Raw genomic sequence first — 21,181 nt, forward strand, 5'->3', positions numbered from 1 at the left:
CAGCCGTCTACTGTTCGTAGCGGAGTGCCTCAACTTGCATTCGTTTGATGCGTTCAAGCACTGATTCATTGCTCATTCGATTATTGAGCCGTTCCACCAGCAGTGGAAATGCCAATGGCGTTGGACGAGGTGTTGGGCAGTGGAGTGTCTCTCCACATCGCATCCTTTTCAATGCGCTTCGCAGTCGAGACAGTTCAAGCTGTTCCTGAAGCACTTCCTGTTGAGCCTGGCGAAGTAGAAGATTGTCGGGTTCATGTTTGTTGAAGACCTCCCATAGCAATGATCCACTGATTTGAAGTTGGCCAGCGCTTTTGTTTTTCCCTGGAAATCCCTGAACGAGCAGTCCTGCCACCTGGGCAATACCGCGGAATCGACGTCGACATAGTTCTGAGAGATTTAACGCCTGCTCCAAATCGTTTTCCAGATGACTGTCATCCAGAAGGTCATCAAGATGCTCCTCCAGTAAGTCATCGATGGGGTAGTTCTTCGGTGCCAACAGTTCGAATCCGTAGTCATTCACCGAAACTGTGATGGTGCCACGGTGTTCTCTTGTCAATCTGGTGGCCCACAAAAAACCAAGACCTTCATGCACGAAGCGTCCCTCAAATGGATATGCGTAGAGATGCATCCCCTCCCGCGTTCGGCAGGTTTCAATCAGCAGCTGTCCGCTGGACGGCAGGGTCGACAGATCCATCTGACGTTCAAACAGTGGTTCAAGTGCGCTGAGTTCCGGTGTGTCCAGTTCACCTCGACCGGCTCGTGCAACCTCTTCACGAAGATGATGGGTCAGCAGATCGGACAGCGACATCTGACCTCCAGCCCAGGCTGGCACTGCAGTGCTTTTTTTGGTTGTGTTTCTTACATAGGCCGTCATGTCGCGAAGCCTCACGAATTCCAGCTGGCGTCCGGCAAAAAAGAAAACGTCCTTTGGCTTCAACTGGCTGATGAACGTTTCTTCCACGTGTCCCAGAACGGATCCCCGCACATAGCGAACCCGGATTGAGGGAGCGGACGTGATCGTTCCGATGTTCAACCGATGCAGTCTTGCAATCGCGTTGCTGCTGATCACATAACGCCCGTCAGGCGTGGTGACCAGTTTTCGGTAGCGGGGGTAAGCGCCCAGGCAGTCACCGCCGTGTTCGAGGAAACGCAAACACCAATCCCACTCCTCTTGCGTGATGGCCCTGTACGAACTGGTTCCACGAATCGCCCTGAGTGTTTCACCAGATCTGAATCCAGGACCGCAAGCGAGTGTCGTGAGATGTTGCAGCAATACGTCCAGTGGATGTTTTGGTGGGCGTCTCTCCTCCACCATGCCGTTTTCAAGCCCACGGCGAACTGCACTGAGTTCCAACAGTTCAAGGGCATTGGTCGGCATGAACAGCACCTTGGAGGTTCCACCTGGAAGATGCGCTGAGCGGCCTGCTCGCTGGAGCAGACGTGCCAGATTTTTAGGCGATCCAATTTGAACAACTCTCTCCACGGGTTGGAAGTCCACTCCCAGATCAAGGGAACTCGTGCAGACCACCCAGAGCATTGACCCGGCTTTCACTGCTGCTTCGATGGCCTCTCTTTCACTGCGATCCAGTGCGCTGTGATGAAGTGCCAGCAGCCCCTCCATCTCCGGACAGGCATAACGCAGGCACTGAAACCAGCGTTCAGCCTGATTGCGTGTATTGGTGAACAGCAAGGTGCTGGTGCATGGCTCCAGTTGTGCGACGAGATCTTCGTATTGCCTCAGACCGAGATGACCACCCCAGGGAAATCCATCGATGCTGTCGGGAAGAATGCTTGTGACATCGAGCCCCCGCTTGGGAGCCCCAGTGATCAAACAGGGCTGGGAACCCTCTCCGAGTGCATGCCGGGCCGATTCCTCAAGATTTCCGATCGTGGCGCTGATCGCCCATGTCTGCAGTTGAGGGCGCTCTTGGCGCAACCAGCTCAGAGCCAGCTCCGTCTGGATACCGCGCTTGCTTCCAATCAGCTCATGCCATTCATCCAAGACAACGGTCTCGAGCGTTTTGAACAGTGCTTCGCAATGGCGGCCTGCCAACAGAACACAAAGCGATTCCGGAGTGGTGATCAGAATTTCCGGTGGTGTTCTGATCTGGCGGGTTCGTTCCGCTGATGCCGTATCTCCGTTGCGTATCCCTACACGCAAAGGCCAGCCCATGGCGTCAATGGGTTGCTTCAGGGCAACTGCAAGGTCTCGGCTCAGCGCCCTGAGGGGAGTGATGTACAGCAACCTGACGCCTGATCGCTCATTCGCCGTCTCCAGCATCCGAGCAATCGGCCCCATCACTGCGGCGTAGGTTTTCCCAGACCCGGTTGGCACCTGAATCAGGCCACTCAGCCCCTTCAGGTGGGCCTCCCAGGTGCGCATCTGGAAAGGCAGTGGTGACCAACCCTGCCGCCTGAACCAGGTCTCGATCGGAGCGAGGGTCCGTTGCGGCTGCGTGTCTCTATCTGTGTGGTCGTTAATGCTTTCAGTTTTCAGATTCAAGACGCCTCGCCTCTTTTGGCTAACTGATCACAAAGCGTTTGAGCGTCCACGATGGTGTTGGCACTTTCGGCCGTGCGGTCGTGCCTCCAACGAAGAATCCTTGGAAAGCGAACCGCCAGCCCGCACTTATGGCGTTTGGATGTCTGGATGCCTTCAAACCCGATCTCGAAGACCAGTTCAGGTGCCACCGAGCGGGTTGGGCCGAAGCGTTCCTGCGTATGACTTCGAATCCAGCGATCCAGCTCAAGGATCTCGCTGTCGTTGAGTCCGGAGTAGGCCTTGGCGAACGTCACCAGCTGAGGGTTGCTCGATGGCTCTTGTGGCTGCCCCCAGAGCGCAAAGGTGTAATCGGTGAAGAGGTTGGCGCGGCGACCACGTCCTGCCTGGGCATAGATGAGCACGGCATCGAGAGTCATCGGATCACGTTTGTGCTTCCACCAATAACCGCGCTTGCGACCGCTCAGGTAGGGAGATTTCAGATGCTTCAGCATCACCCCTTCAGCGCCCCGCTCAACGGCCTGTGCCCGGAGCTGATCAAGTTGATCCCAATGTCCCAGTTGTTGTCCACTGCTCAGACGGCAACGCCATCCCGACGGTTTCTCTCCAATCCTCTGATGCAGTTCATCCAGTTGTCGAAGTCGCTGCTGCAGTGATGTGGAGCGCAGATCGTCTCCATTGTGTTCCAGCAGGTCATAGGCCACAAAACTCACCGGGCACTCCAAACGCAGTTTGCGGCCAACCGTTTTTCGTCCAAGTCGTCGCTGTAAATCACTGAAGGGTCTTGGTTGTGGCTCGGTTTCAGCCCAGCAGATCACTTCTCCATCAAGCACCGTGTCTTCAGGAATCGCAGCCGCCATGTCAATCAGTTCCGGGAATTGCTCATTGATCAGCTCTTCGCCGCGACTCCACAGGTATGTTCCGCTGCCGCGCTGGATCAGCTGTCCACGGATGCCGTCCCATTTGTTTTCCACCCACCACTCCGATGCAGGTCCGGCATCGATCGATTCCTGTTTGAGCGGGCTGGCCAGAAAAAAGGGGTAGGGAACGGGGCCTCTGTTGGCACGCTCTTCACTGTTGATCGCTGTCAGAGATTGGAACCACCGTTCCGATGCCGCCCATGGCGTCATCAGTCGTTCAAGAACCAGCGCCTCCTCGAGGTTGAAGCCTGCGGCAATTGCCTTCACGACAAGGCCACGTGCGACGCCGATGCGGAAGCCGCCTGTCAGCAGCTTGTTGAACAGGAACAGGCGTTCATCCGGCAGTGACTCCCAGATTGTGAGCACAGCATTGGTCTGCTCATCGGGTTCCATGGCCGCAATGGCAGGGAGCAATGTCTCCATCCACCAGTGCATGGGTGGTGCACTGCTGAGCTGATCGATCCAGAACGCCACCTCCGGGTTGTGGATTCGTGCCGGAATATCGTTCCTGAGTTGTGGCCAGAGCAGCGACAGTGTTTCCGCTGAATCGCCGACATGACTCTGGCAGTCGTCGAACAGCCAGTCAGGCATGGCGCTCGCCTGTTGAAGGATCTCGCGCAGTCGGCGGCCGGTGATCAATCGCTTGCGTCGTTCACCCATCAGCAGCAACACAGCCCAGGCGGCGTCATGAGCATCCGCCTGCTGAAGATGATCTGCGATCAGATCAATTTTGCGTTTCGTCCCTGTGCTCTGATCCAGTTCCTCGATCAGAGCCGCGAAAGCGTTCATGCCGAAAGGGTCTCAGGCTTCTGATCAGTAATTCCAGAGATTGTCTTCACTTGGACCTGTCACCTGAACATTGCAGCCCTTGATTGCGGCTGTGGTGCTGTTGAAGGCTTTCACGTAGCTGTTTGCTGATTCGGATTCGCCGACTTCGCCGAGTGCACTTTGCAGTCGGGCGAGATCGATTCCGACCTGATCACGAGTGAGTGCACCGCTCGCCAGACCGTCGCAGATGGCCTTTGCCGCTGCGGCACCATCAGCGGGAAACACCACAGTGTTGATCTGTTCAATGGTGACCGTGGCCTGCTGTGCCAGTAGCGGTCCTGCCGTTGAAGCGATCAAAACAATCAGGCCGGTCAGTGCAGAACAGCGGGTGGCCATCGTTCCAGAGAAGATGTCTGAGATTAGTTCAGATGAGCTGATCCAGTGGTTGGGCATCGAGTCCGTGTCGCTCGCGCAGGAAGCGTGCCAGCACATCACTCTGGCCATGGGTGACATAAATGGTTTTGGCACCGCTGTGGAGCACCGTTTGAACCAACCCCTGCCAGTCGGCATGGTCGCTGAGAACGAAACCTCTCTCATAGCCCCGGCGACGACGGGCTCCACGCACGGCCATCCATCCGGAGGCAAAGGCCGTCTGCGGTGACCTGAACCGCCGCATCCAGGCGGAACGATGCGCTGAAGGGGGCGCAAGGATCAGTCGTCCCGCCAGTGAGTCCTTGCGTGGCAGCTCGCTCACAGGCCTGCTTGAGGTCATGGCCACCCCTGCCTCGCGGTAGTGGCGCGTGACGGTCTCAACGGCGCCGTGAAGCAGCACTTCCTCGTCCACACCAATGGCGTTCAGCTCTGCCAGCAGACGCTGAGCCTTGCCGAATGAGTAGCAGAACAAAAGCGAGGGACGCTCGCGGTCGCCATGCCACCAGTCTCGGATCTGTGTTGCCACCAGTGTCCCTGGGGCCCAGGCATAGATCGGCAACCCGAATGTGGCTTCGGTGATCAGCACGTCGCAGGGCACGACCTCAAAGGGTTCGCAGCTCGGGTCCGGGCAACGTTTGTAATCGCCGGTCACCACCCAGACCTGATCCTCGACCATCACCCGAATCTGAGCGGATCCGAGCACATGACCAGCGCTGTGGAATGACAGACATGCCTGATTGAGCCAGAACTCCTGGCGGTAAGGAATGCAATGGAGATGGATGTCTCTTCCCAGGCGTTGACGAAGCACTCCCTCGCTGATGTCCACAGCCCAGTATTCGCCGCAGCCAGGTCTGGCGTGATCGGCATGGGCGTGCGTGATCAAGGCTCTCGATACTGGTCTTGAGGGATCGATCCAGGCGTCTGCTGCTCTGCAATACAGGCCGCTGTCGGTTCTCTCGAGAACGTTCATCCTTCAACTCTGGCAAGCCTGATCTGCAGCTGTGTCTCGGGCTCCTGAATGCGTTACTTGCTCATCGCCAGCATTCGTCTGATCGGTGCTTCCGCCTTGGAACGAATCGATTCCTCCATGGTGATCTGCGGCGACAGTGTCTCAAGACAGTCGCGCAGTTTTTCGAGGCTGTTCATGCGCATGTAGGGACAGGCGTTACAGCTGCAACCATCAAGGCCGGGAACATCAAGCAATGTCTTTTCGGGAACCCGCTGCTGCATCTGATGCAGGATTCCGGGTTCTGTGAGAACGATGAATGTCTGGGAGTCGCTGATTTCGGAATGGATCAGCAGTTTGCTGGTCGATCCGATGAAGTCGGCTAGGTCCAGGAGATTTTCCTGACATTCCGGATGGGCGATCACTTCCGCATCCGGATGCTCCAGTTTGAGCTTGAGAAGTGCTTCTTCACTGAAGGTTTCGTGCACAAAGCAGCGCCCGGGCCAGAGGGTCAGTTCGCGGCCGCTCTGGCGCTCCACCCAACGTCCGAGGTTGCGGTCAGGAGCAAACAGCACCGGCTGTTCATCGGGCAGCTGTTTCACCAGGTCGACGGCGTTGCTGCTGGTGCAGATCAGATCGCTCTGGGCCTTCACTGCTGCAGTGCAGTTGATGTAGCTCACCACCAGATGATCCGGATGACGTTCGCGAAAGCTTGCGAACTCATCGGCTGGGCAGTCGTCGGCCAGTGAGCAGCCCGCATCGATATCAGGCAGCACCACTGTTTTTTCAGGGCTGAGGATCTTCGCGGTCTCCGCCATGAAATGGACCCCGCAAAACACGATCACATCGGCATCGGTGTTGGCAGCCTTCCTTGAAAGCTCGAGCGAGTCACCGATGAAATCAGCGATGTCCTGAATTTCAGGTTCCTGGTAATAGTGCGCCAGGATCACGGCATTGCGTTCCTGGCGGAGCTGGTTGATCGCCGCGACGAGTGCGGTGTCAGAGCTCATCGGGGCCTTCTGGGGCAGGATGGCACCAGCCTAGAAGTCGTTCTGACATCACTCCGTGTTGCCATTGCCGGAGACCTCCATGGTGACTGGGGGGAAAGAGATGCGGATCTGATACAGCGACTGCAACCGGACGCCCTTCTCTTTGTGGGAGATCTCAGTGATGGAGATCTGCGCCTGGTAAAGAGCATCACCCAGCTGTCCCTGCCTGTGGCAGTCCTGCTTGGAAACCATGACCGTGGACGCGACAGAAGCGGTGGTCTGCTTCAACAGCAGATCACGATGCTTGGAGACCGCCACTGCTCCTGGAAACTGCGTGAATGGAGCCAGCCCGAGCTGGCTGTGGTTGGTGCCCGACCTTGCAGTGCAGGGGGTGGGTTTCATCTCTCGAAGGCTGTTCAAGCGGTGTTCGGTCCAGTCACAGAGGCGCAGTCGGCTGGTTGGATCGTTGATGCGGCCGGGAAGGCTCCCGTTGACTGGCCCCTGGTGGTACTGGCACATTCGGGTCCCACGGGGCTGGGATCAGAGGCGAACAGTCCCTGCGGTCGCGACTGGAAGCAACCTCATATCGACTGGGGCGATCGGGATCTGGCCCTGGCTCTCGATCGCATGCAGCGAACCCGTCCAGCTGACCTTGTGGTGTTTGGTCACATGCATCATCAGCTCAAGGGACGACGCGGTGAACGGATCACGTTCCACCGGAACCGCCGAGGCACCTGCTTTGTGAATGCGGCATGTGTGCCGCGGGTTGGTGTGGATGGATCAGGTCAGCCGCTGCATCACTTCACCTGGGTTGAGTTCGCAGGGACTCAGCCAGCCTGGATCAGTCACCGTTGGTACCGACCCAGTGGTGAGCTGACTTATGAACAGCCCCTGCTCCGTTCAGCTCTGTCAGGTCAGAAGCCGTGCTGATCTATGTGTGTGTCAGTACGCATGGGTATGGCCATGCCGCGCGCCAGGCCGCAGTGCTGATCGAGTTGCATCGACTCAGGCCCGACTGGCATCTGGTGATCAGTTCCGGCGTGGATGAGACCTTCCTCGATCTTGTCCTTCGCGATCTGCCGGTGAGCAGGAGAACGGTTCGCTGGGATGTCGGCATGCTTCAGGCCGATGCCCTCGGCGTTGATGAGCAGGCAACTCTCAGAGCTCTTCAGAAGCTCGAGATCGAGCTCCCCAAGCTCGTGCAACGTGAGGTCGACTGGATTCGGCAGCAGAACAGCCCTTGTGTTGTTTTGGGGGATATTCCACCCGCGGCAGCTGAGCTTGCCCGTCAGCTGGAGGCACCGCTGCTGTGGATGGGCAACTTCGGCTGGGATGAGATCTACGGCCCCCTGGGCGGCCCGTTTCTTGCCTGGGCCGACAAGGCCACATCGGCCTATCAACGCGGGGCGCTGCTCTTGCGCTGTCCCTTTTCATTGGCGATGAACTGGTCGTTGCCTGAACGGGCCCTGGGTCTTGTTTCTGCAGATCCGGAGCCGCTTCCCTCAGATCTGGAAGGGCGTCTTCTTGCGGATGGCCGAGCAAAAGTCCTGGTGGGTTTTGGTGGCCTCGGTTTTCCACTTGCCCCCGAGCTGTTCACAAGCTGGCCTCAACATCAATTTCTCCTGCCTGCACCGAAGGATTCAAGGCAGTACGAACAGTTTCATCAGATCACGAATGTGCTGCTGTTGCCTGAATCGATCAGGTTTCTGGATGTGATGCCGTTCTGTGCCCGATTGCTCGGCAAGCCTGGATTCAGCAGTTTTTGCGAGGCTATGAGCTGTCGCCTTGGGCTTCACGTGGTGGAGCGTCAGGGATTTGCAGAGGCTGCTGTGCTGATGGATGGCTTGCAACGCCATGCAGATCACAGAATTCTCACGCGACAGTCGCTGGAAACGGGTGACTGGCAGCTGGATCAGCCCCTGCAGCCTGCCGCAGGCACACCTCTGAAGGTTGGCGGGGCTGCGCAGGCCGCGGAAGCGATTCGACTGGTCGCAACCAACACAGTTCAGGAAGGCTGATTTTTTCTATCAGCTCGGCTTATCGGTGCTTCAAAGCATCTCTGCCCCTGGGCTCTGGCTCCTGTTGCGACAGCTTCAGTTGGCGTGACGATCTCCCGCCTGTCACAAAGTCCCTGGGATCGGCGGCATCTGTTCGACACAGTTTGGCCGTGTTTTACGGCACTGGATTCATCGAATCCATGGATTATTCGCCGTCCCAGTTCTCTTCTGGATTCGACGTTTGATTCTGTTCCTCGAATTTTCTGTATGACTTCCCTTGCTCTCACCGCCTGTCGTTTCATTCCAGGCGCTGTCGCAAGTGTTGTTCCTCTCCTCGCTTCCCTGCCTTTATCGGAGGCTCATGCAGCCCTGCCTGCGTTGGAGAGTTCCCGCTCAAGGCTTGTGATGCTTGAGGAGGAATCCGGTGCATCAGCTCTCCCTTACATCATCACTCCAGAGCGTCGCGCGATGCTCAACACCATCCGTTTTGCTGAAGGAACCTGGAAGGGTGGTCATGACCTCGGCTATCGAGTCATGTTCGGTGGTGGTCTGATGCCGTCGATGGACCGCCACCCCAACAGGGTGATTTATTCCTCCCGGTACGCCAGTGCTGCTGCCGGTGCCTACCAGTTCATGCCTTTCACCTGGGACATGGTCAAACGCCGCCTGGGAGTCAGAGGCTTCGGCCCAGAGGTACAGGACCAGGGCGCTCTCTTCCTGATCCAACGACGTAAAGCTCTGAAGCTGACTGACACCGGTGTGATGAGTCCTCACCTTGCAGCAAAACTGGCTCCCGAGTGGGCTTCCTTCCCCACCTTGCGTGGCAGCAGCTATTACGGGCAACCTGTGAAGCGCTTTGCAAATCTGCAGGGGTTCTTCAACGTGAATCTCGCTCAGTTGCGCAAGATTCGCGATCAGCGTCGCTCGGCTCTTTCGGCTAAGAAAACCGTTCAGGCCAAGTCCGATGCTGGTTGTCTGGGTCCAGCATTTTCTTGCAAGTAGCCCTGAGGCCTCTCGCCTGACTCAGCCATCCTGATTGGATTCGTTCAATTTTCGTCCAACCGTGGCCCCGGCGATCAGGTAAGCACCAACTCCTCCAGCCATGAATCCCATGCCGTTGCGAATCAGCGGCAGCAGTTCACTGGTTCGTGTGACGACAGGTGCAACCCCGAACACACCGAACAGCATCACCCAAAGAGGCGACAGCAACAGCAGCCAGCCCCAGGCAATACGCTCCCCCTCTTTGCGTGGATAGGCAGCGAAACCTGCAATCAGACCACCAAGGATTGAGGTGCTGAGCGTCCAGAGCCACTGTTCCGTGGGCAGGCCCGGCACGACCTGGCACCCTCCGCGATCCAGGCAGAGTTCCACGGCATCCAGTGCTGCCAGGATGGCTCCGTCTTCACCGTGATCCTTCACATAAAACTGATTGCCGTAGCGGGTTTGCAGCTCCACCCACCAGGTACGCGGCATCAGCGCAAACAGGGCATCCCCCACATTGAAATTGAGCAGGTTGCCCCCACGAGGATCCGCCACCAGCAGAAGGCTGCGCTCGTCAAGTCCCCAGAAGTCCTTCACGGCAAGTCCTGGGGTTCGCTCGTACTGCGTCAGCACTCTCAGCTTCCAGCCGCTGCGTTGTTCAAAGGCGTCGAGAGAGGTTTCCAGTGACTGCCGCTGCGTCTGGCTCAAGGCCTTGGCAAGGTCAATCACCGGTGTCGGATGGTCGGGAAGCAGATCGGGATTGTCGATAGCCCCGGCGGGTGCAGCGAACATCACCAACAACACCCACAGGCTCAGCAGTGCTTTCAGGCCGCGCATCATTGCTTGAACACCCATGATTCAGTGCGAGTGCACGCCATTCTCACCACATGAAGGCCTTTGATGTGCCCTGCCCAGCGTGGCTGCAGGAGCGACTTCAGCACCATGGTGACCGCGTGCCCTTTTCCACCTTCATGGAATGGGCTCTTCATGACCCTGATCACGGTGCTTACGGACGGGGGGAACTGCGTGTCGGTGTGACCGGGGATTTCGTCACGTCTCCTTCCCTTGGCGAGGATTTTGCAGGTCTTCTGCTGCATCAGCTCATCGACTGGCTGGAGATCCTGGCGTCTCGGCATCCGGATTCGCCGCTGTCAATCGTGGATGTGGGTCCAGGTGAGGGCGATCTGATTGCCCAGTTGATCCACATGCTCCCGGCTGCCGGAGCTGAATGGCTGCCGCGCGTGGAGTGCGTGCTTGTTGAAATCAACTCTGGAATGCAGCTCCGCCAGAGGGAGCGGCTCGAGTCATTGGCCAGTGTTCCCTGCCGCTGGGTTTCCCTGCAGGAGCTCGCCGCAGCACCCGTCAACGGCGTGATGCTTGCTCATGAGCTTCTTGATGCTCTGCCGGTTGAACGCCTCATCCTTCGAGAAGGATCACTGCGTCGTCAGATGGTCGCTCTCGAGACCTCAGACGCATCAGTCCCCGTGCTCAGGTGGGATGAGGATCCTCTGCCACCGCCACTGGAGGCTCAGATCCTGAAGCAAGCCGATCGTGATGCTTTCGAGCTGCCGCCCAGGGGAGCGAGGGAAGGATGGGCGACGGAATGGCATCACTCCATGGCGCCCTGGATGAAAGAGGCCTGGGCGGCCATGAACGATGGCATTTTGCTGGTGGTGGATTACGCCCTGGAATCCAGCCGCTATTACGCTCCGCATCGTGCTGACGGAACCCTGATGGCCTACAGGCGTCAGCAGGCATCGTCGGACGTTCTGCGTGATGCGGGTTGTCAGGACATCACCGCCCACCTGTGCCTCGAATCGCTGGTGGGAGCAGCTGAAGAAGCTGGCTGGAGTTGCGCCGGGCATTGCCGCCAGGGAGAGGCGCTGCTTGCCTTGGGTCTTGCGGAGAGACTGACCGCACTACAGCAGATGCCGGGTGATCAGCTGGCGGAAGCGTTGCGGCGTCGAGAGGCTCTGCTGAGACTTGTTGATCCACACTGTCTCGGTGAGCTGCGCTGGATCGCCTTCGATCGCAATGCACCCGCTGCAGCTGAAGAAGACTTGATCGTCAGTCGTTTTCTGCGTTCACCCTCCTGATCAATTGAGTGAATCAAGGCAACGGGTGACATCCTCCTTGCTGATCTCGTCACTGATGATCACGTTGCCGATCCGGGTCGGCAGGACAAAACGCACCTGACCGTGGCGGACCTTTTTATCGCCTTGCAGGGTTTGCAGTGCTGATTCCTGGTTCAGGGCCGGCCAGGCAACGGGTAATCCGGCCTTCTCAATGAGCTTCACCTGGCGCTGTTGATCAGCTTCGCTCCAGAGTCCCTTCTGGACAGCGAGCCGCCCCACCGCCGCCATGCCGATCGCCACCGCTTCGCCATGAAGCCATGTTCCATATCCGGTCAGAGTCTCCACCACATGACCGAAGGTATGGCCGTAGTTGAGGATTGCCCGCCGACCGCCCTCCCGTTCATCGTCAGCGACAACCGATGCCTTGGCCTCCGCAGAGAGCACGAGGATGTCGTGGAGCAATGTCGGATCCATGGCCGCTGGATCAGAGAGATCTGAGGCTTGCTCCAGTCGCTGGAACAGTTCAGGGTCTCCGATCACTCCGTACTTGATGACTTCTGCCATTCCAGCTCTGAATTCCCTCACAGGCAGGGTGTTCAGCGTCAATGGATCAATCACCACCAGTCGTGGCTGATGGAAGGCTCCGATCAGATTCTTTCCCTTCGGATGGTTAACACCGGTCTTGCCGCCGATGGAGGCATCCACCATGGACAGAAGAGTTGTCGGAACCTGGACAACTCCGATACCGCGCAGCCAGCATGCCGCCGCGAAGCCGGTCATGTCGCCGACAACACCACCACCGAGCGCCAGCATGAGGGAAGTGCGCTCCAGGCCCTCCTGCTGCGCTTTGTCCAGAATCAGGCTCAGCGTGTGCAGGTTTTTTCGTTCTTCACCCGCATCGATTTCCAGCAGCGCCGGTTTGAATCCAGCAGCTTTGAGTCCTTTCAGGCAGCTCTCGCCGTAGGGCCCGGCCACGTCGGGATTGCTCACCACAAGAATTTTGGTCCCTGATCGAATCGACAGCTCGGCCAGTGCCGCTCCGATCGAACTCACCATCGAACGGCCGATGATGACGTCGTAGGGATTGCGTTCCAGCGACACCGTGATCCTGGTGCGTTCCTGCAAGTCAGCTGGCTGCGCTGTGCTTGTGCTCATGGGCCGATGCTGCGGTTGCAATCCGCTGGCGATTCGATCGACTGACCTTATCCTCAGCCGGAGGCTTCTCGAGTTCGATGAACCCTGTCTCCAGGCCAGACCGGCGAACCACCCTCACAGCATGGGCTTTTCTTGCGCCTGCGCTCACACTGTTGAGTCTTTCGGTGCTGATTCCTGCCGCGATGGCTTTGCTGATCAGCTTCACGCAGACCGGGCTTGATGTGTCGGAACCTCTGCGCTTCATCGGCCTGGCCAATCTGCGCAGGCTTGCCGGTGATCCGATGTTCTACCGCGTGCTGGGGACCACCCTCGTCTACCTCATCGGCGTGGTCCCTCCGATTGTTCTCGGTGCCCTGGCTCTGGCCGTCCTCGTGAATCGCGTTCTGCCGGGTATCCACTGGCTGAGAGCTGCCTTCTACACGCCAGTGCTTGTGTCGATCGTTGTCGCCGCCATTGCCTTTCGCTGGCTGTATGCGGAGAACGGCCTGATCAATGGCTGGCTCGAAGCCTTGATCGGGTCCGGTTTCATCCCCATCGACTTTCTGACCAATCCCCTGCTGGCATTGCCTTCCGTGATGCTGGTGACCCTTTGGAAAGGGCTGGGGTACTACATGGTGATCTTTCTTGGAGGTCTTCAGGGGATCTCCAAGGAGCTCTATGAGGCAGCGGAACTGGACGGCAGTGAGGGTTGGAGGAAACATCTCGATATCACCCTTCCTTTGCTGAAGCCCTACGTGACCCTGGTGGCGGTGATCTCAGCCATCGCCGCCACCAAGGTGTTCGAGGAAGTGTTTCTGATGACGCAGGGAGGACCTGCGGACTCCACCAGGACCCTTGTCTATTACGTGTATGACCAGGCTTTTGCAGAGCTGGAGATCAGTTACGCCTGCACAGTTGGTCTTGCACTGTTTCTGATCGTTCTGCTGCTGACGGCGATCAGATTTGCATTCGCTGAGGACCAGTCACTGATCTAGACAAAAACTTTCCTGAGGGTCGGATGGCAAGCTTCAGGGGATGAAATCAACGGCCATGGCCAGTGCTGCCGGAACAATTGGTGTTGTTGGGGGTGGCCAGCTCGCACTGATGCTCTGTGAAGCCGCGTCATCGCGCGATGTTGATGTCATTGTGCAGAGCGCATCCGGGCAGGACCCGGCAATGGCTGTGGCGCAGGAGCAGGTCACGGGTGCGCCGACCGATGCTGCCGCCACGGCGGAATTGTTGAAGCGTTGCCAGAACGTCACTTTCGAGAATGAGTGGGTTCCGGTGGATGCATTGCGGACACTGGACCGTGATGGGGTGATGTTTTCCCCTTCACTCGTGAGTCTTCTGCCGCTGGTGAACAAGCTGTCTCAGCGACGAATGCTGGATGATCTGGCGATCCCCAGTCCGGCCTGGATTGCCCTGGATGAAATCAACCTCGACTCACCATCCCTGCCCGCAGGATGGACATTTCCGGTGATGGCGAAAGCCGCCCATGGCGGTTACGACGGCAAGGGGACCTGCGTGATCGGCAGCATCAAGGCTCTCAGGGACCTGCTGAGCAGCGTTTCGATTCAGGAATGGCTGCTTGAGACCTGGGTTGCTTACGAGCGTGAACTGGCACTCGTCGTCAGTCGTGATCGGCAGGGCCGAATCCGTAGCCTTCCGCTGGTGGAAACGCATCAGAGCAACCAGGTCTGTGACTGGGTTCTTGCTCCTGCTCCGTCGGAGCAACTGTTGGAAGCCACCGCCTACAACATCGCCGCATCACTGCTGACAAGCCTTGATTACGTGGGAGTGATGGCACTTGAGTTTTTCTACGGCCCGGAAGGGTTGATGGTGAACGAGATTGCCCCGCGAACCCACAACTCTGGCCATTTCTCCATCGAGGCTTGCAGCAGCAGTCAGTTCGATCAGCAGCTCTGCATCACGGCTGGTCTTCCGGTTCCATCAACAGACCTTGTGGTGCCGGGCGCGATCATGGTGAATCTCCTTGGACTGCCCTCTGAAGGCTCCGAATCACTGGAGTCGAGGCTTGCTGCACTGAAGGCCATTCCCAGGTCTCACCTGCATTGGTACGGCAAACAGGAAATACCCGGAAGAAAAGTGGGGCACGTGACTGTCCTGCTCGAGCAAGCCGACTCTGATGCTCGCGGCAAGGAGGCTGAAAGCCTTCTGAACCAAGTCCGTGAAATCTGGCCGAATCCCTTAAATTGACAGTGGACTGCCTGGTTGGTGACAGCCTTTTCTAGTGCTCTGATCTGACTCTCTTTCGACTTGGGGTGACTGTCGTGAAGGTGCCGTAGACCGGCCTTGTAGCCGGAAACGAATCCTCGCTTTGTCGCCCCTTCTGGTAACTCCAGGTCGAACACTGGGGCTCGCACGGTCAGGTGGTCCACCTCTTAGCAAGCGCAGTGGTGGTAACGGTTTAGGGCCACTGCGTTTGTTGGAAGACGTCGGTAAATCACCACCTAAAGCGCTACTCAAAACCAGTGAGGAAGTGGCGAGAAAGCACACGATTGGCTCTCTGTTGCTTTGACTCAGTGACCCGTATCAAGACGATCACTAGGAGCAACTTCAGATGTGGTCCATCCACAACGCTGAAGCTCTTTCCAAAGAGCGACGGCATCCTCGTAGCGCATGTTCCGGCGTGTCTTGAGAAGCGGCGGATGACCTTCTGGCATGTCTTTGATGTGGTCAACGATCACAAAGACGTCATCTGCTGAACAGCTGGAGTTCGGATCGGAAAGGAAGCTGACCGTCTGGCACTTATTCGCAATGGTCAGCAAGCCTTTCATTTGACGCGGTCTCGACAAACAAAAGCTACAACCAGTGGCTTGTGTCTGCGGACACATATTCACCAAGCAGCCTCACTCGCGGTCCACCAACACCCTGCAGTTCAAACCAAAGGTTCGCTGCGTCCTCGTACGCATCTACCTGAGGATCTTTAGAGAGCAGCGCAGCTGGGTTCGCCAACAAGTCGAAAGCTACAAGCTGGATTGAGTTGCAGAAGCCAGAATCGCTTGAGCGCACTCAATTGCATGGCAGGCCCACACGACCAGACCAATCGAATTGAGCGTGATCTAGAGACAAAGGGAGGAAAGCTCGCCAAGGACCAGAAGCCAGACAACCCAGCAAAAAAACACAGAAGCCTTGATGCAGTCATTGCAACATCAGGTCTGCTTGTAGTTGTGGCTTTTGCGATCGTTTTCGGGGGCCGCCTCAACGTCACCCAACGCGCCGCACTGAGCGGTGGTGTTTTGGGCGGTGCTGCAGGGTTGCTGGTGGGTTACGTCGTCGGACGGATTCGCTGATCCCACTCGTAACGAATCGAATTGGCCCGTTTGGGGAATGCACCTTCGGTAATCTTTCAGCGACTGTGCGTGCGTTCGCAATCAACCAATGGAAGGCTTCGGACGTGTTGTTGTCGGCTCTGCCGCTATTGCTTCTGTCGTAATAGGTTCTGCTGTTGGCGGTCTTCTGGGCGCGGCAGCGTTTTTTGCAGTTGATGGACTGACGCCCGAGGGCGCTGAGGCAGACCCCTACAGAGGCCCCACTTCTGCCTTGGTTGCCGGGCTTCATAGCTTCACCAGCAACTGAATGAATCACCACCTGGGCTGACATCGCTTCCACCCGCCTAACTTCTGCATGGTCTCCCAGACTTCAGCGGTTGATCACCAAGCCGCTTTAGCCACGGTCCAACCAACGCTCTTCAGTTCAAACCAAAGACTGGCTGCATCCTCGTAACGCATCTCCCGTCGTGTCTTGAGCAAGGCGGGTTGGTCATCAGGCATGGGTTTGCCGTGATCGACGAACACTCTTTGGTCTTTGACCCAGGTGCTTGATGGATCTCGGTGAAACCGAGTAAACCAGCATCCCTTTGGATCAGCAAGCCAGCCATCCATTGTTTTAGTACGCCTGTACCAAGGCTAAGGCGGGCGTTGGTTCAGGTCAATCAAGCGTCCTCTGTTGATGCCTGGTTGCCATGCAGTTTCAGCCAGACTCAAGTCAATGCTCTTTTTTGACGCTTAAGGCGTGAGGGGTCTTTGATTGGCCTGGCTTATTTTATATTTAGCGATGCCCTCTAAGGTGGCTGCAAGGCCCTGAAAGGCTTGCGTATGCTGATGATGAAAGATGTCTAATTAATGCTTAGGCTTGCTGCAGAGGCTTGCAGGTGTCACTCAATGTGTGTTGGGTTTGATAAACGGGTGCATGTGTTAATCGAACTGATTTCAACAATAACAGGGAGTTAAGTGAGAGTAATTACCAATAAATATCGGCACCAAGTGAAGCCAATGTGAGTAACATCTAATAGATAACTAATGGTAAGCGCAACGCGTTAGTGCCGTGACTTCTTGATGGATTTACCGCAGCATTGCTAGATGCTAGATCTATTGGCCAAGGCAAATCGGCAGATTCATTGATATGGCTAGGATCTTGTTCCCAGTCGTTGGCGCTAGGAAAGGATAGTGGCCCAGCCCGTGGCACAAGGGGCCATGAGACAGGGTCAGGTAGGCAAGATTGATGACCATCCCCCCTGGTCAGCAGATTCAAAACGCAGCGATACCCATGCTGGGGGTGTAAGTTTGCGCGCTGTATATACGATGAGGGTTCAGAAATTTATGCTGAAATTTAAGGGGGTTAAATATGCCCCTCAGAGGCCTTCAAAACAGCATAGGGCCCAACGCGCATGACACAAAACAAGCACCTTCTAGGTCCATATAGAGCAAAATCAGAACAGTTACTTTGACATAATCCTGCTAATTATCTTCCCCTGGCTGTTTCCCTATGTTTTAACTTCAGCCGTTATTGGGTTAGTGGTGTGCTTATGGAATGAGAAGAAAAAGAAGAAAGAGAAGAAATATTCCCTGGTTTGAATTATCCTAAGGAATTATTTCACTAATCACAAAGTGCAATCCTTAGTTATCAAGCCCTGGCCCTGGCACGGATATGGGACTTTTAATCCATCAGACGCGACATCATGAGACCCTTACTATTGACTATCATCAGCGATATCAAACTCACGATAAAGTGCATCAGCATCTTGCAATTGCCTTTTTAAAAGCAGATGATTGATACGGTCTTTCCACCACTGCTCAATCATTCCAGCATCTTTTCTAACAAAGGTGTATTTAGGCTGTTCCATAAATCTCCTTTGATTAATAGTATTTAAGAGGGTTTTCCTCCCTGCACCAGTTAATCCTTACAATACTTAAGTAGCCTGCAATACATTATGCCAATCAATTTGCAAAATTATTGAGTTCAGCCCTGTTTTGCTTCTATCAGCTCTTCAGCGTCATCACTGGCAGAACACGTCGATTCTGTCTCTTCGACAAGCTGCTGCAACATCTGAATCGCGCCTGAAATCTGCAACAACTGGGTCTGCAACTGTTCCAGCTGTTGTGAGCCCTTTTCATATTGGTTCTGAGCTTGCTCTAGTTTGTCTTTTAGGTTTGGGTGATTACACGTCATTGTCTTTTTGAATTTGATGAATAGCTTCTAGCAGGGATTTGATTATGTCTGGTGAACCCTGTATCTCCTGAGCCTTCTCTAAGGCAGCTCTGAGCCTATGTAAGCGGTCAAAATCATCATTGTCCAGATTCAATAGATGTTCCTGAATTAACTCTTGCTCAGGCGCACGGGCGGTCTAAGAGGCTTTCTTTACCTGCTTGCAAGTACCAGCAGAAGTCACTTCATGACTGGCTGGGACGTACCTATGAGTGGGAGGCGCAGTGATATCTCTACTCCTAAGCAGACGCACAGAGCTATTTGTTTGTCTGTAATCGGGTTGTTGTTCTTCCATCAGTCCTTACCAGATACACTGCTGATGGTCAATGTGTTGCTATGGCTGCGATTGAATAACAATTAAAACGATTAATTCTTGTAACCCCAGTTATACACAGCGACATAGAAGAGGCCACTGGGGGTCTAAGAATCCAGCCCCTACAGCGAACAGGCTTCAGGAATTTCTGTCGTGTTTATAACAGACTACTATTATCAATGGTCATAGAATAAGCAGTGGACAAAGCCAAAGAGTTCAGAGTTGTTAAAGTTGAGAGTTGTCTCGGAAGCTGGACAACGTACGAACCTGCATTAAAGCTCTTCAATCAACTTAAGGAAGGGCTGTCTAAGGGAGAGCGGTTAGAAGTTGAGGAAGTTAAAGAGGGTTACGTAGAAACAGTCATATCACAAATTGGGTGAATTAGGCCTTTGAACGGCTCAAAAACTTCTTCTTACCAGATCATGTCCAGTTAAGATTACAGGCACCTTCTAGGAACTCATCTTTGCATCAGAGATTAAAAACAACGAATAGAAGTCTGTTTGCGTTCATCTCTTTTTTGGTCAAAGCTGCTCATTCATGCAAAAAGCAGTATCAAGTAAAATAATCCAGCAGCGTATATCGTCAACAATAGTAAGAAATAAAATCCATCTTTCCAGCCTCTTCTGTGTTTATTCATTTCTACAAACAAGTCGTAGCCTGTAGCGGATTTAACTAGCCCTAGTGCCCAGATATATGCAAAGGTATAAACAAGCCAAGCCACAATGGCTATTAAAGGTTTCAGCATCGCGCTAATCGGGAGTAGAAATCCATCATAGTCCTGCTTCTAAAACGAATAACACCCAAATCAATATTAGCGATCTGAAAGAGATTGAGATTACTTCGATATCTTGCAGCATCTCGAGAAAAGATCAGCTCAGAGGAGCATAAAGAATGATTCCTGCAGTCAGGAGAGCAATCAGCGATGAAAAGATATAGAAGAAAACCATTGACGCGAGCGACAAAAGAGAATTACCGGAGTATCTGGCCTAGTCAAACCTGGCTGAAGTTCATTAGAGGTAATGGGGATCACAGCCGAACCAAATTCATTGAGCTTGTATCGATTATCAGACTTACTTGAAGATTTTTGAGTTTTAAATGTTTGATTGGAGGTGCGTGATCACCACAATCATCCTGAGTGTCACGTTCAGGGATATTGGTCGCTTCCCTGGAGGCTGGTTGTAGTAACCGTGATCGATAGGCGCAGCAGCAGCACAGGCCTACTACAGGCCAGGCGGTAAGGATCAGTCGTCTGCTTCAAGCAATGCATCGAACCATTCCTGAAGCAGCTGAGGTGTTGTGATCCCAATCCTCGTCAGCCCTTTGACCAGTTGCTTGCAGTCTCTGGAACTCAGGTAAAAGAGTTCGGTATCAGTGTCCATCAGCTCCTGGTAAAGGCACTCCTGCTCCTTGGTAAGCGTCATATCCCCCCTTGCCCCGTTAGTGGTGAAATACCAGTGTTGCCCCTATGAATCGGGTTGTCTTCACCCGTTCTGACTAAAACCCAAGGGCTGAAATGGTCATATCGGGTGATGTCTTCGACATGATGGTGATATCAGTGTCATGTCATGACACATCCACTGACCTGGGCATTGATAGGACTGTTATGCGCTCTGGGCATCGGAGTTGCACAGGACAATATCATTTACTTTCCGATTACCTTTGCAATGGTCTGCATGTTGACTGAGGTTTGAGAGGGAGAACTACGTAGATTCTCTTCTTTTCAACTCATCTTTCAGACGCTTTTCATAGCACTTGATGACGTGCGATGAATAGTTTTTTCTCTTTGAGCAGCTTGATGATGTTTGAAAGAACTTCAACAGGGTCTTCCGTTGGTTCGTTTGAAGTGGTCATTGCTTACGTATTTTGAAGAAAGTTTAGTGCATTTGGTTTGAGTCGCTGCGAGTCAGTCCAGGAGTTCCAGATCTTCTCGCACCTATTGGATTGCTGGAACTAAATAGTTTTTGAGAATCTCGCTAGATCCTTAATCTGTGTGGCTGGTTGTTGTATTTAGGTAATAATGATTGATATCATTCTGCATCATCTGTGTCACTCCATATGACCTCAGCTCATGACTGGTCAATCCATTCCGTGGTTAAAAGTGCTCAGCAAACCTGCTGCCCCAATCTTCAATCGTTGCCCTGTAGTCATCTGCCCAGATTGGATCCTTGCTGCTGTTGGTAGCTGCTTCAGGCATCCACTCCTTCAGTCTCCTCAGCACTTCGCTGTGGATTGAGATGTTTCTTTCACCTTTCTTTTTGAGCTTTAGGTCCGGTTTTTGAACCTTTCCATCAGGAGCAGTCCATTGGTACTTATTCCAATGCAGGACACCCTTATCAAGATCAAGGTCACACCACCTCAGGCCGCAGTAATCCTCTTTCCCAAGGCCCCGATACCCGCAAAACCAAAGGGATGTCTTGCTTTGCGTCTGCCTTTGCTTCTGCTTCAAGCAGCTTTGCCTTGTCTATTGGTTTTTTCTCTGTATCTCTCTTCAGACTCTTCTCCACGTCTGTCCAAATGTTTTCACCCTTTAGCTGACCTGTTTCCTTTGCCCAATTCCAAAAGCCAGACAACAGAGAGAGATAGGTGGATGTCGTTGTTTCTTCAATGCTCTGGCCCCT

20 protein-coding genes and 1 other RNA gene are annotated in these 21,181 nt (G+C 54.7%); 8 read left to right on the plus strand and 13 right to left on the minus strand.

The window, feature by feature from the left end:
- Positions 1 to 7 precede the first annotated feature (7 nt).
- The 5 genes from SIB73_RS03660 to nadA all read right to left on the minus strand — a co-directional run bounded on the left by SIB73_RS03660 (position 8) and on the right by nadA (position 6,576).
- Positions 8 to 2,431 (minus strand): ligase-associated DNA damage response DEXH box helicase, encoded by a 2,424-nt coding sequence (locus tag SIB73_RS03660; protein ID WP_413439783.1) that lies wholly within the window; start codon positions 2,429 to 2,431, stop codon positions 8 to 10.
- Between the two features lie 68 nt (positions 2,432 to 2,499).
- Complete coding sequence (locus tag SIB73_RS03665; RefSeq protein WP_413402850.1) at positions 2,500 to 4,209, minus strand: ATP-dependent DNA ligase; 1,710 nt, start codon at positions 4,207 to 4,209, stop codon at positions 2,500 to 2,502.
- Positions 4,210 to 4,233: 24 nt separating this feature from the next.
- Positions 4,234 to 4,584, minus strand: a complete 351-nt coding sequence (locus SIB73_RS03670) for a DNA ligase (RefSeq protein WP_413402847.1) — start codon at positions 4,582 to 4,584, stop codon at positions 4,234 to 4,236.
- Between the two features lie 28 nt (positions 4,585 to 4,612).
- Positions 4,613 to 5,590, minus strand: coding sequence for a ligase-associated DNA damage response exonuclease (locus tag SIB73_RS03675; protein ID WP_413402845.1), 978 nt, complete (start codon positions 5,588 to 5,590; stop codon positions 4,613 to 4,615).
- Positions 5,591 to 5,643: 53 nt separating this feature from the next.
- Positions 5,644 to 6,576 (minus strand): quinolinate synthase NadA, encoded by a 933-nt coding sequence (nadA, locus tag SIB73_RS03680; protein ID WP_413402843.1) that lies wholly within the window; start codon positions 6,574 to 6,576, stop codon positions 5,644 to 5,646.
- A gap of 63 nt (positions 6,577 to 6,639) precedes the next feature.
- Between nadA and SIB73_RS03685 the strand changes: the two genes are divergently transcribed.
- The 3 genes from SIB73_RS03685 (at position 6,640) to SIB73_RS03695 (ending at position 9,554) form a co-directional block, all read left to right on the plus strand.
- On the plus strand, positions 6,640 to 7,485 hold the full coding sequence (locus SIB73_RS03685; RefSeq protein WP_413406445.1) for a TIGR04168 family protein: 846 nt from the start codon (positions 6,640 to 6,642) through the stop codon (positions 7,483 to 7,485).
- On the plus strand, positions 7,479 to 8,573 hold the full coding sequence (locus SIB73_RS03690; protein WP_413402841.1) for a hypothetical protein: 1,095 nt from the start codon (positions 7,479 to 7,481) through the stop codon (positions 8,571 to 8,573). The genes SIB73_RS03685 and SIB73_RS03690 overlap by 7 nt, the downstream gene beginning before the upstream one ends.
- 246 nt (positions 8,574 to 8,819) lie before the next feature.
- A complete protein-coding gene (locus tag SIB73_RS03695) occupies positions 8,820 to 9,554 on the plus strand; it encodes an endolysin (protein WP_413402839.1) in 735 nt (244 codons plus the stop codon).
- A gap of 21 nt (positions 9,555 to 9,575) precedes the next feature.
- Here SIB73_RS03695 and SIB73_RS03700 read toward each other — a convergent pair whose 3' ends face one another.
- Complete coding sequence (locus SIB73_RS03700) at positions 9,576 to 10,370, minus strand: TPM domain-containing protein (protein ID WP_413406443.1); 795 nt, start codon at positions 10,368 to 10,370, stop codon at positions 9,576 to 9,578.
- A gap of 50 nt (positions 10,371 to 10,420) precedes the next feature.
- Here SIB73_RS03700 and SIB73_RS03705 point away from each other — a divergent pair, with 50 nt between their 5' ends.
- Positions 10,421 to 11,629: a class I SAM-dependent methyltransferase gene (locus SIB73_RS03705; protein WP_413439714.1), complete on the plus strand. Its 1,209-nt coding sequence runs from the start codon at positions 10,421 to 10,423 to the stop codon at positions 11,627 to 11,629.
- Here SIB73_RS03705 and aroB read toward each other — a convergent pair whose 3' ends face one another.
- On the minus strand, positions 11,630 to 12,763 hold the full coding sequence (gene aroB / locus SIB73_RS03710) for a 3-dehydroquinate synthase (RefSeq protein ID WP_413402833.1): 1,134 nt from the start codon (positions 12,761 to 12,763) through the stop codon (positions 11,630 to 11,632). It lies immediately after the preceding gene.
- 77 nt (positions 12,764 to 12,840) lie between these two features.
- Here aroB and SIB73_RS03715 point away from each other — a divergent pair, with 77 nt between their 5' ends.
- From SIB73_RS03715 to ssrS, 3 genes are all read left to right on the plus strand, one after another.
- Positions 12,841 to 13,737 (plus strand): carbohydrate ABC transporter permease, encoded by an 897-nt coding sequence (locus SIB73_RS03715; protein WP_413402831.1) that lies wholly within the window; start codon positions 12,841 to 12,843, stop codon positions 13,735 to 13,737.
- Positions 13,738 to 13,777: 40 nt separating this feature from the next.
- Positions 13,778 to 14,959 carry a 5-(carboxyamino)imidazole ribonucleotide synthase gene (locus SIB73_RS03720; RefSeq protein ID WP_413402829.1) on the plus strand — a complete coding sequence of 394 codons (1,182 nt, stop codon included), beginning with the start codon at positions 13,778 to 13,780 and terminating at the stop codon, positions 14,957 to 14,959.
- Between the two features lies 1 nt (position 14,960).
- Positions 14,961 to 15,143, plus strand: a non-coding RNA gene (gene ssrS, locus SIB73_RS03725) — 6S RNA.
- Positions 15,144 to 15,282: 139 nt separating this feature from the next.
- Here the strand turns inward: ssrS and SIB73_RS03730 are convergent.
- Complete coding sequence (locus SIB73_RS03730) at positions 15,283 to 15,540, minus strand: DUF1651 domain-containing protein (RefSeq protein ID WP_413402827.1); 258 nt, start codon at positions 15,538 to 15,540, stop codon at positions 15,283 to 15,285.
- Positions 15,541 to 15,783: 243 nt separating this feature from the next.
- Here SIB73_RS03730 and SIB73_RS03735 point away from each other — a divergent pair, with 243 nt between their 5' ends.
- Complete coding sequence (locus tag SIB73_RS03735; RefSeq protein ID WP_413402826.1) at positions 15,784 to 16,056, plus strand: hypothetical protein; 273 nt, start codon at positions 15,784 to 15,786, stop codon at positions 16,054 to 16,056.
- A gap of 360 nt (positions 16,057 to 16,416) precedes the next feature.
- Here SIB73_RS03735 and SIB73_RS03740 read toward each other — a convergent pair whose 3' ends face one another.
- The 5 genes from SIB73_RS03740 to SIB73_RS03760 all read right to left on the minus strand — a co-directional run bounded on the left by SIB73_RS03740 (position 16,417) and on the right by SIB73_RS03760 (position 21,133).
- Positions 16,417 to 16,647 carry a DUF1651 domain-containing protein gene (locus SIB73_RS03740; protein WP_413402822.1) on the minus strand — a complete coding sequence of 77 codons (231 nt, stop codon included), beginning with the start codon at positions 16,645 to 16,647 and terminating at the stop codon, positions 16,417 to 16,419.
- Positions 16,648 to 17,735: 1,088 nt separating this feature from the next.
- Positions 17,736 to 17,888: a hypothetical protein gene (locus tag SIB73_RS03745; RefSeq protein ID WP_413402821.1), complete on the minus strand. Its 153-nt coding sequence runs from the start codon at positions 17,886 to 17,888 to the stop codon at positions 17,736 to 17,738.
- 116 nt (positions 17,889 to 18,004) lie between these two features.
- On the minus strand, positions 18,005 to 18,214 hold the full coding sequence (locus SIB73_RS03750) for a hypothetical protein (protein ID WP_413402819.1): 210 nt from the start codon (positions 18,212 to 18,214) through the stop codon (positions 18,005 to 18,007).
- Positions 18,215 to 19,804: 1,590 nt separating this feature from the next.
- Entirely contained in the window at positions 19,805 to 19,984 is a 180-nt protein-coding gene (locus SIB73_RS03755; RefSeq protein ID WP_413402818.1) for a hypothetical protein, read from the minus strand.
- A 924-nt stretch (positions 19,985 to 20,908) separates the two neighbouring features.
- The gene (locus tag SIB73_RS03760; RefSeq protein ID WP_413402817.1) at positions 20,909 to 21,133 is read right to left on the minus strand and encodes a hypothetical protein; all 225 of its coding nucleotides are present in this window, start codon (positions 21,131 to 21,133) and stop codon (positions 20,909 to 20,911) included.
- Positions 21,134 to 21,181 lie beyond the last annotated feature (48 nt).

It is taken from the genome of Synechococcus sp. MIT S9509 (assembly GCF_047303035.1).
In the GTDB taxonomy this organism is placed as follows: Bacteria; Cyanobacteriota; Cyanobacteriia; order PCC-6307; family Cyanobiaceae; genus Synechococcus_C.

Excerpts from the sequence above, each read along its gene's own strand:
- SIB73_RS03695 (WP_413402839.1), top strand. The coding sequence starts at position 8,820 with ATGACTTCCCTTGCTCTCACCGCCTGTCGTTTCATTCCAGGCGCTGTC.
- SIB73_RS03700 (WP_413406443.1), bottom strand. The coding sequence starts at position 10,370 with ATGCGCGGCCTGAAAGCACTGCTGAGCCTGTGGGTGTTGTTGGTGATG.
- SIB73_RS03745 (WP_413402821.1), bottom strand. The coding sequence starts at position 17,888 with ATGGAACAGCCTAAATACACCTTTGTTAGAAAAGATGCTGGAATGATT.
- aroB (WP_413402833.1), bottom strand. The coding sequence starts at position 12,763 with ATGAGCACAAGCACAGCGCAGCCAGCTGACTTGCAGGAACGCACCAGG.
- SIB73_RS03735 (WP_413402826.1), top strand. The coding sequence starts at position 15,784 with ATGGCAGGCCCACACGACCAGACCAATCGAATTGAGCGTGATCTAGAG.
- SIB73_RS03715 (WP_413402831.1), top strand. The coding sequence starts at position 12,841 with ATGAACCCTGTCTCCAGGCCAGACCGGCGAACCACCCTCACAGCATGG.
- SIB73_RS03750 (WP_413402819.1), bottom strand. The coding sequence starts at position 18,214 with ATGACGTGTAATCACCCAAACCTAAAAGACAAACTAGAGCAAGCTCAG.
- SIB73_RS03665 (WP_413402850.1), bottom strand. The coding sequence starts at position 4,209 with ATGAACGCTTTCGCGGCTCTGATCGAGGAACTGGATCAGAGCACAGGG.
- nadA (WP_413402843.1), bottom strand. The coding sequence starts at position 6,576 with ATGAGCTCTGACACCGCACTCGTCGCGGCGATCAACCAGCTCCGCCAG.
- SIB73_RS03755 (WP_413402818.1), bottom strand. The coding sequence starts at position 19,984 with ATGACGCTTACCAAGGAGCAGGAGTGCCTTTACCAGGAGCTGATGGAC.
- SIB73_RS03675 (WP_413402845.1), bottom strand. The coding sequence starts at position 5,590 with ATGAACGTTCTCGAGAGAACCGACAGCGGCCTGTATTGCAGAGCAGCA.
- SIB73_RS03705 (WP_413439714.1), top strand. The coding sequence starts at position 10,421 with ATGAAGGCCTTTGATGTGCCCTGCCCAGCGTGGCTGCAGGAGCGACTT.
- SIB73_RS03670 (WP_413402847.1), bottom strand. The coding sequence starts at position 4,584 with ATGGCCACCCGCTGTTCTGCACTGACCGGCCTGATTGTTTTGATCGCT.
- SIB73_RS03720 (WP_413402829.1), top strand. The coding sequence starts at position 13,778 with ATGAAATCAACGGCCATGGCCAGTGCTGCCGGAACAATTGGTGTTGTT.
- SIB73_RS03730 (WP_413402827.1), bottom strand. The coding sequence starts at position 15,540 with ATGAAAGGCTTGCTGACCATTGCGAATAAGTGCCAGACGGTCAGCTTC.
- SIB73_RS03740 (WP_413402822.1), bottom strand. The coding sequence starts at position 16,647 with ATGGATGGCTGGCTTGCTGATCCAAAGGGATGCTGGTTTACTCGGTTT.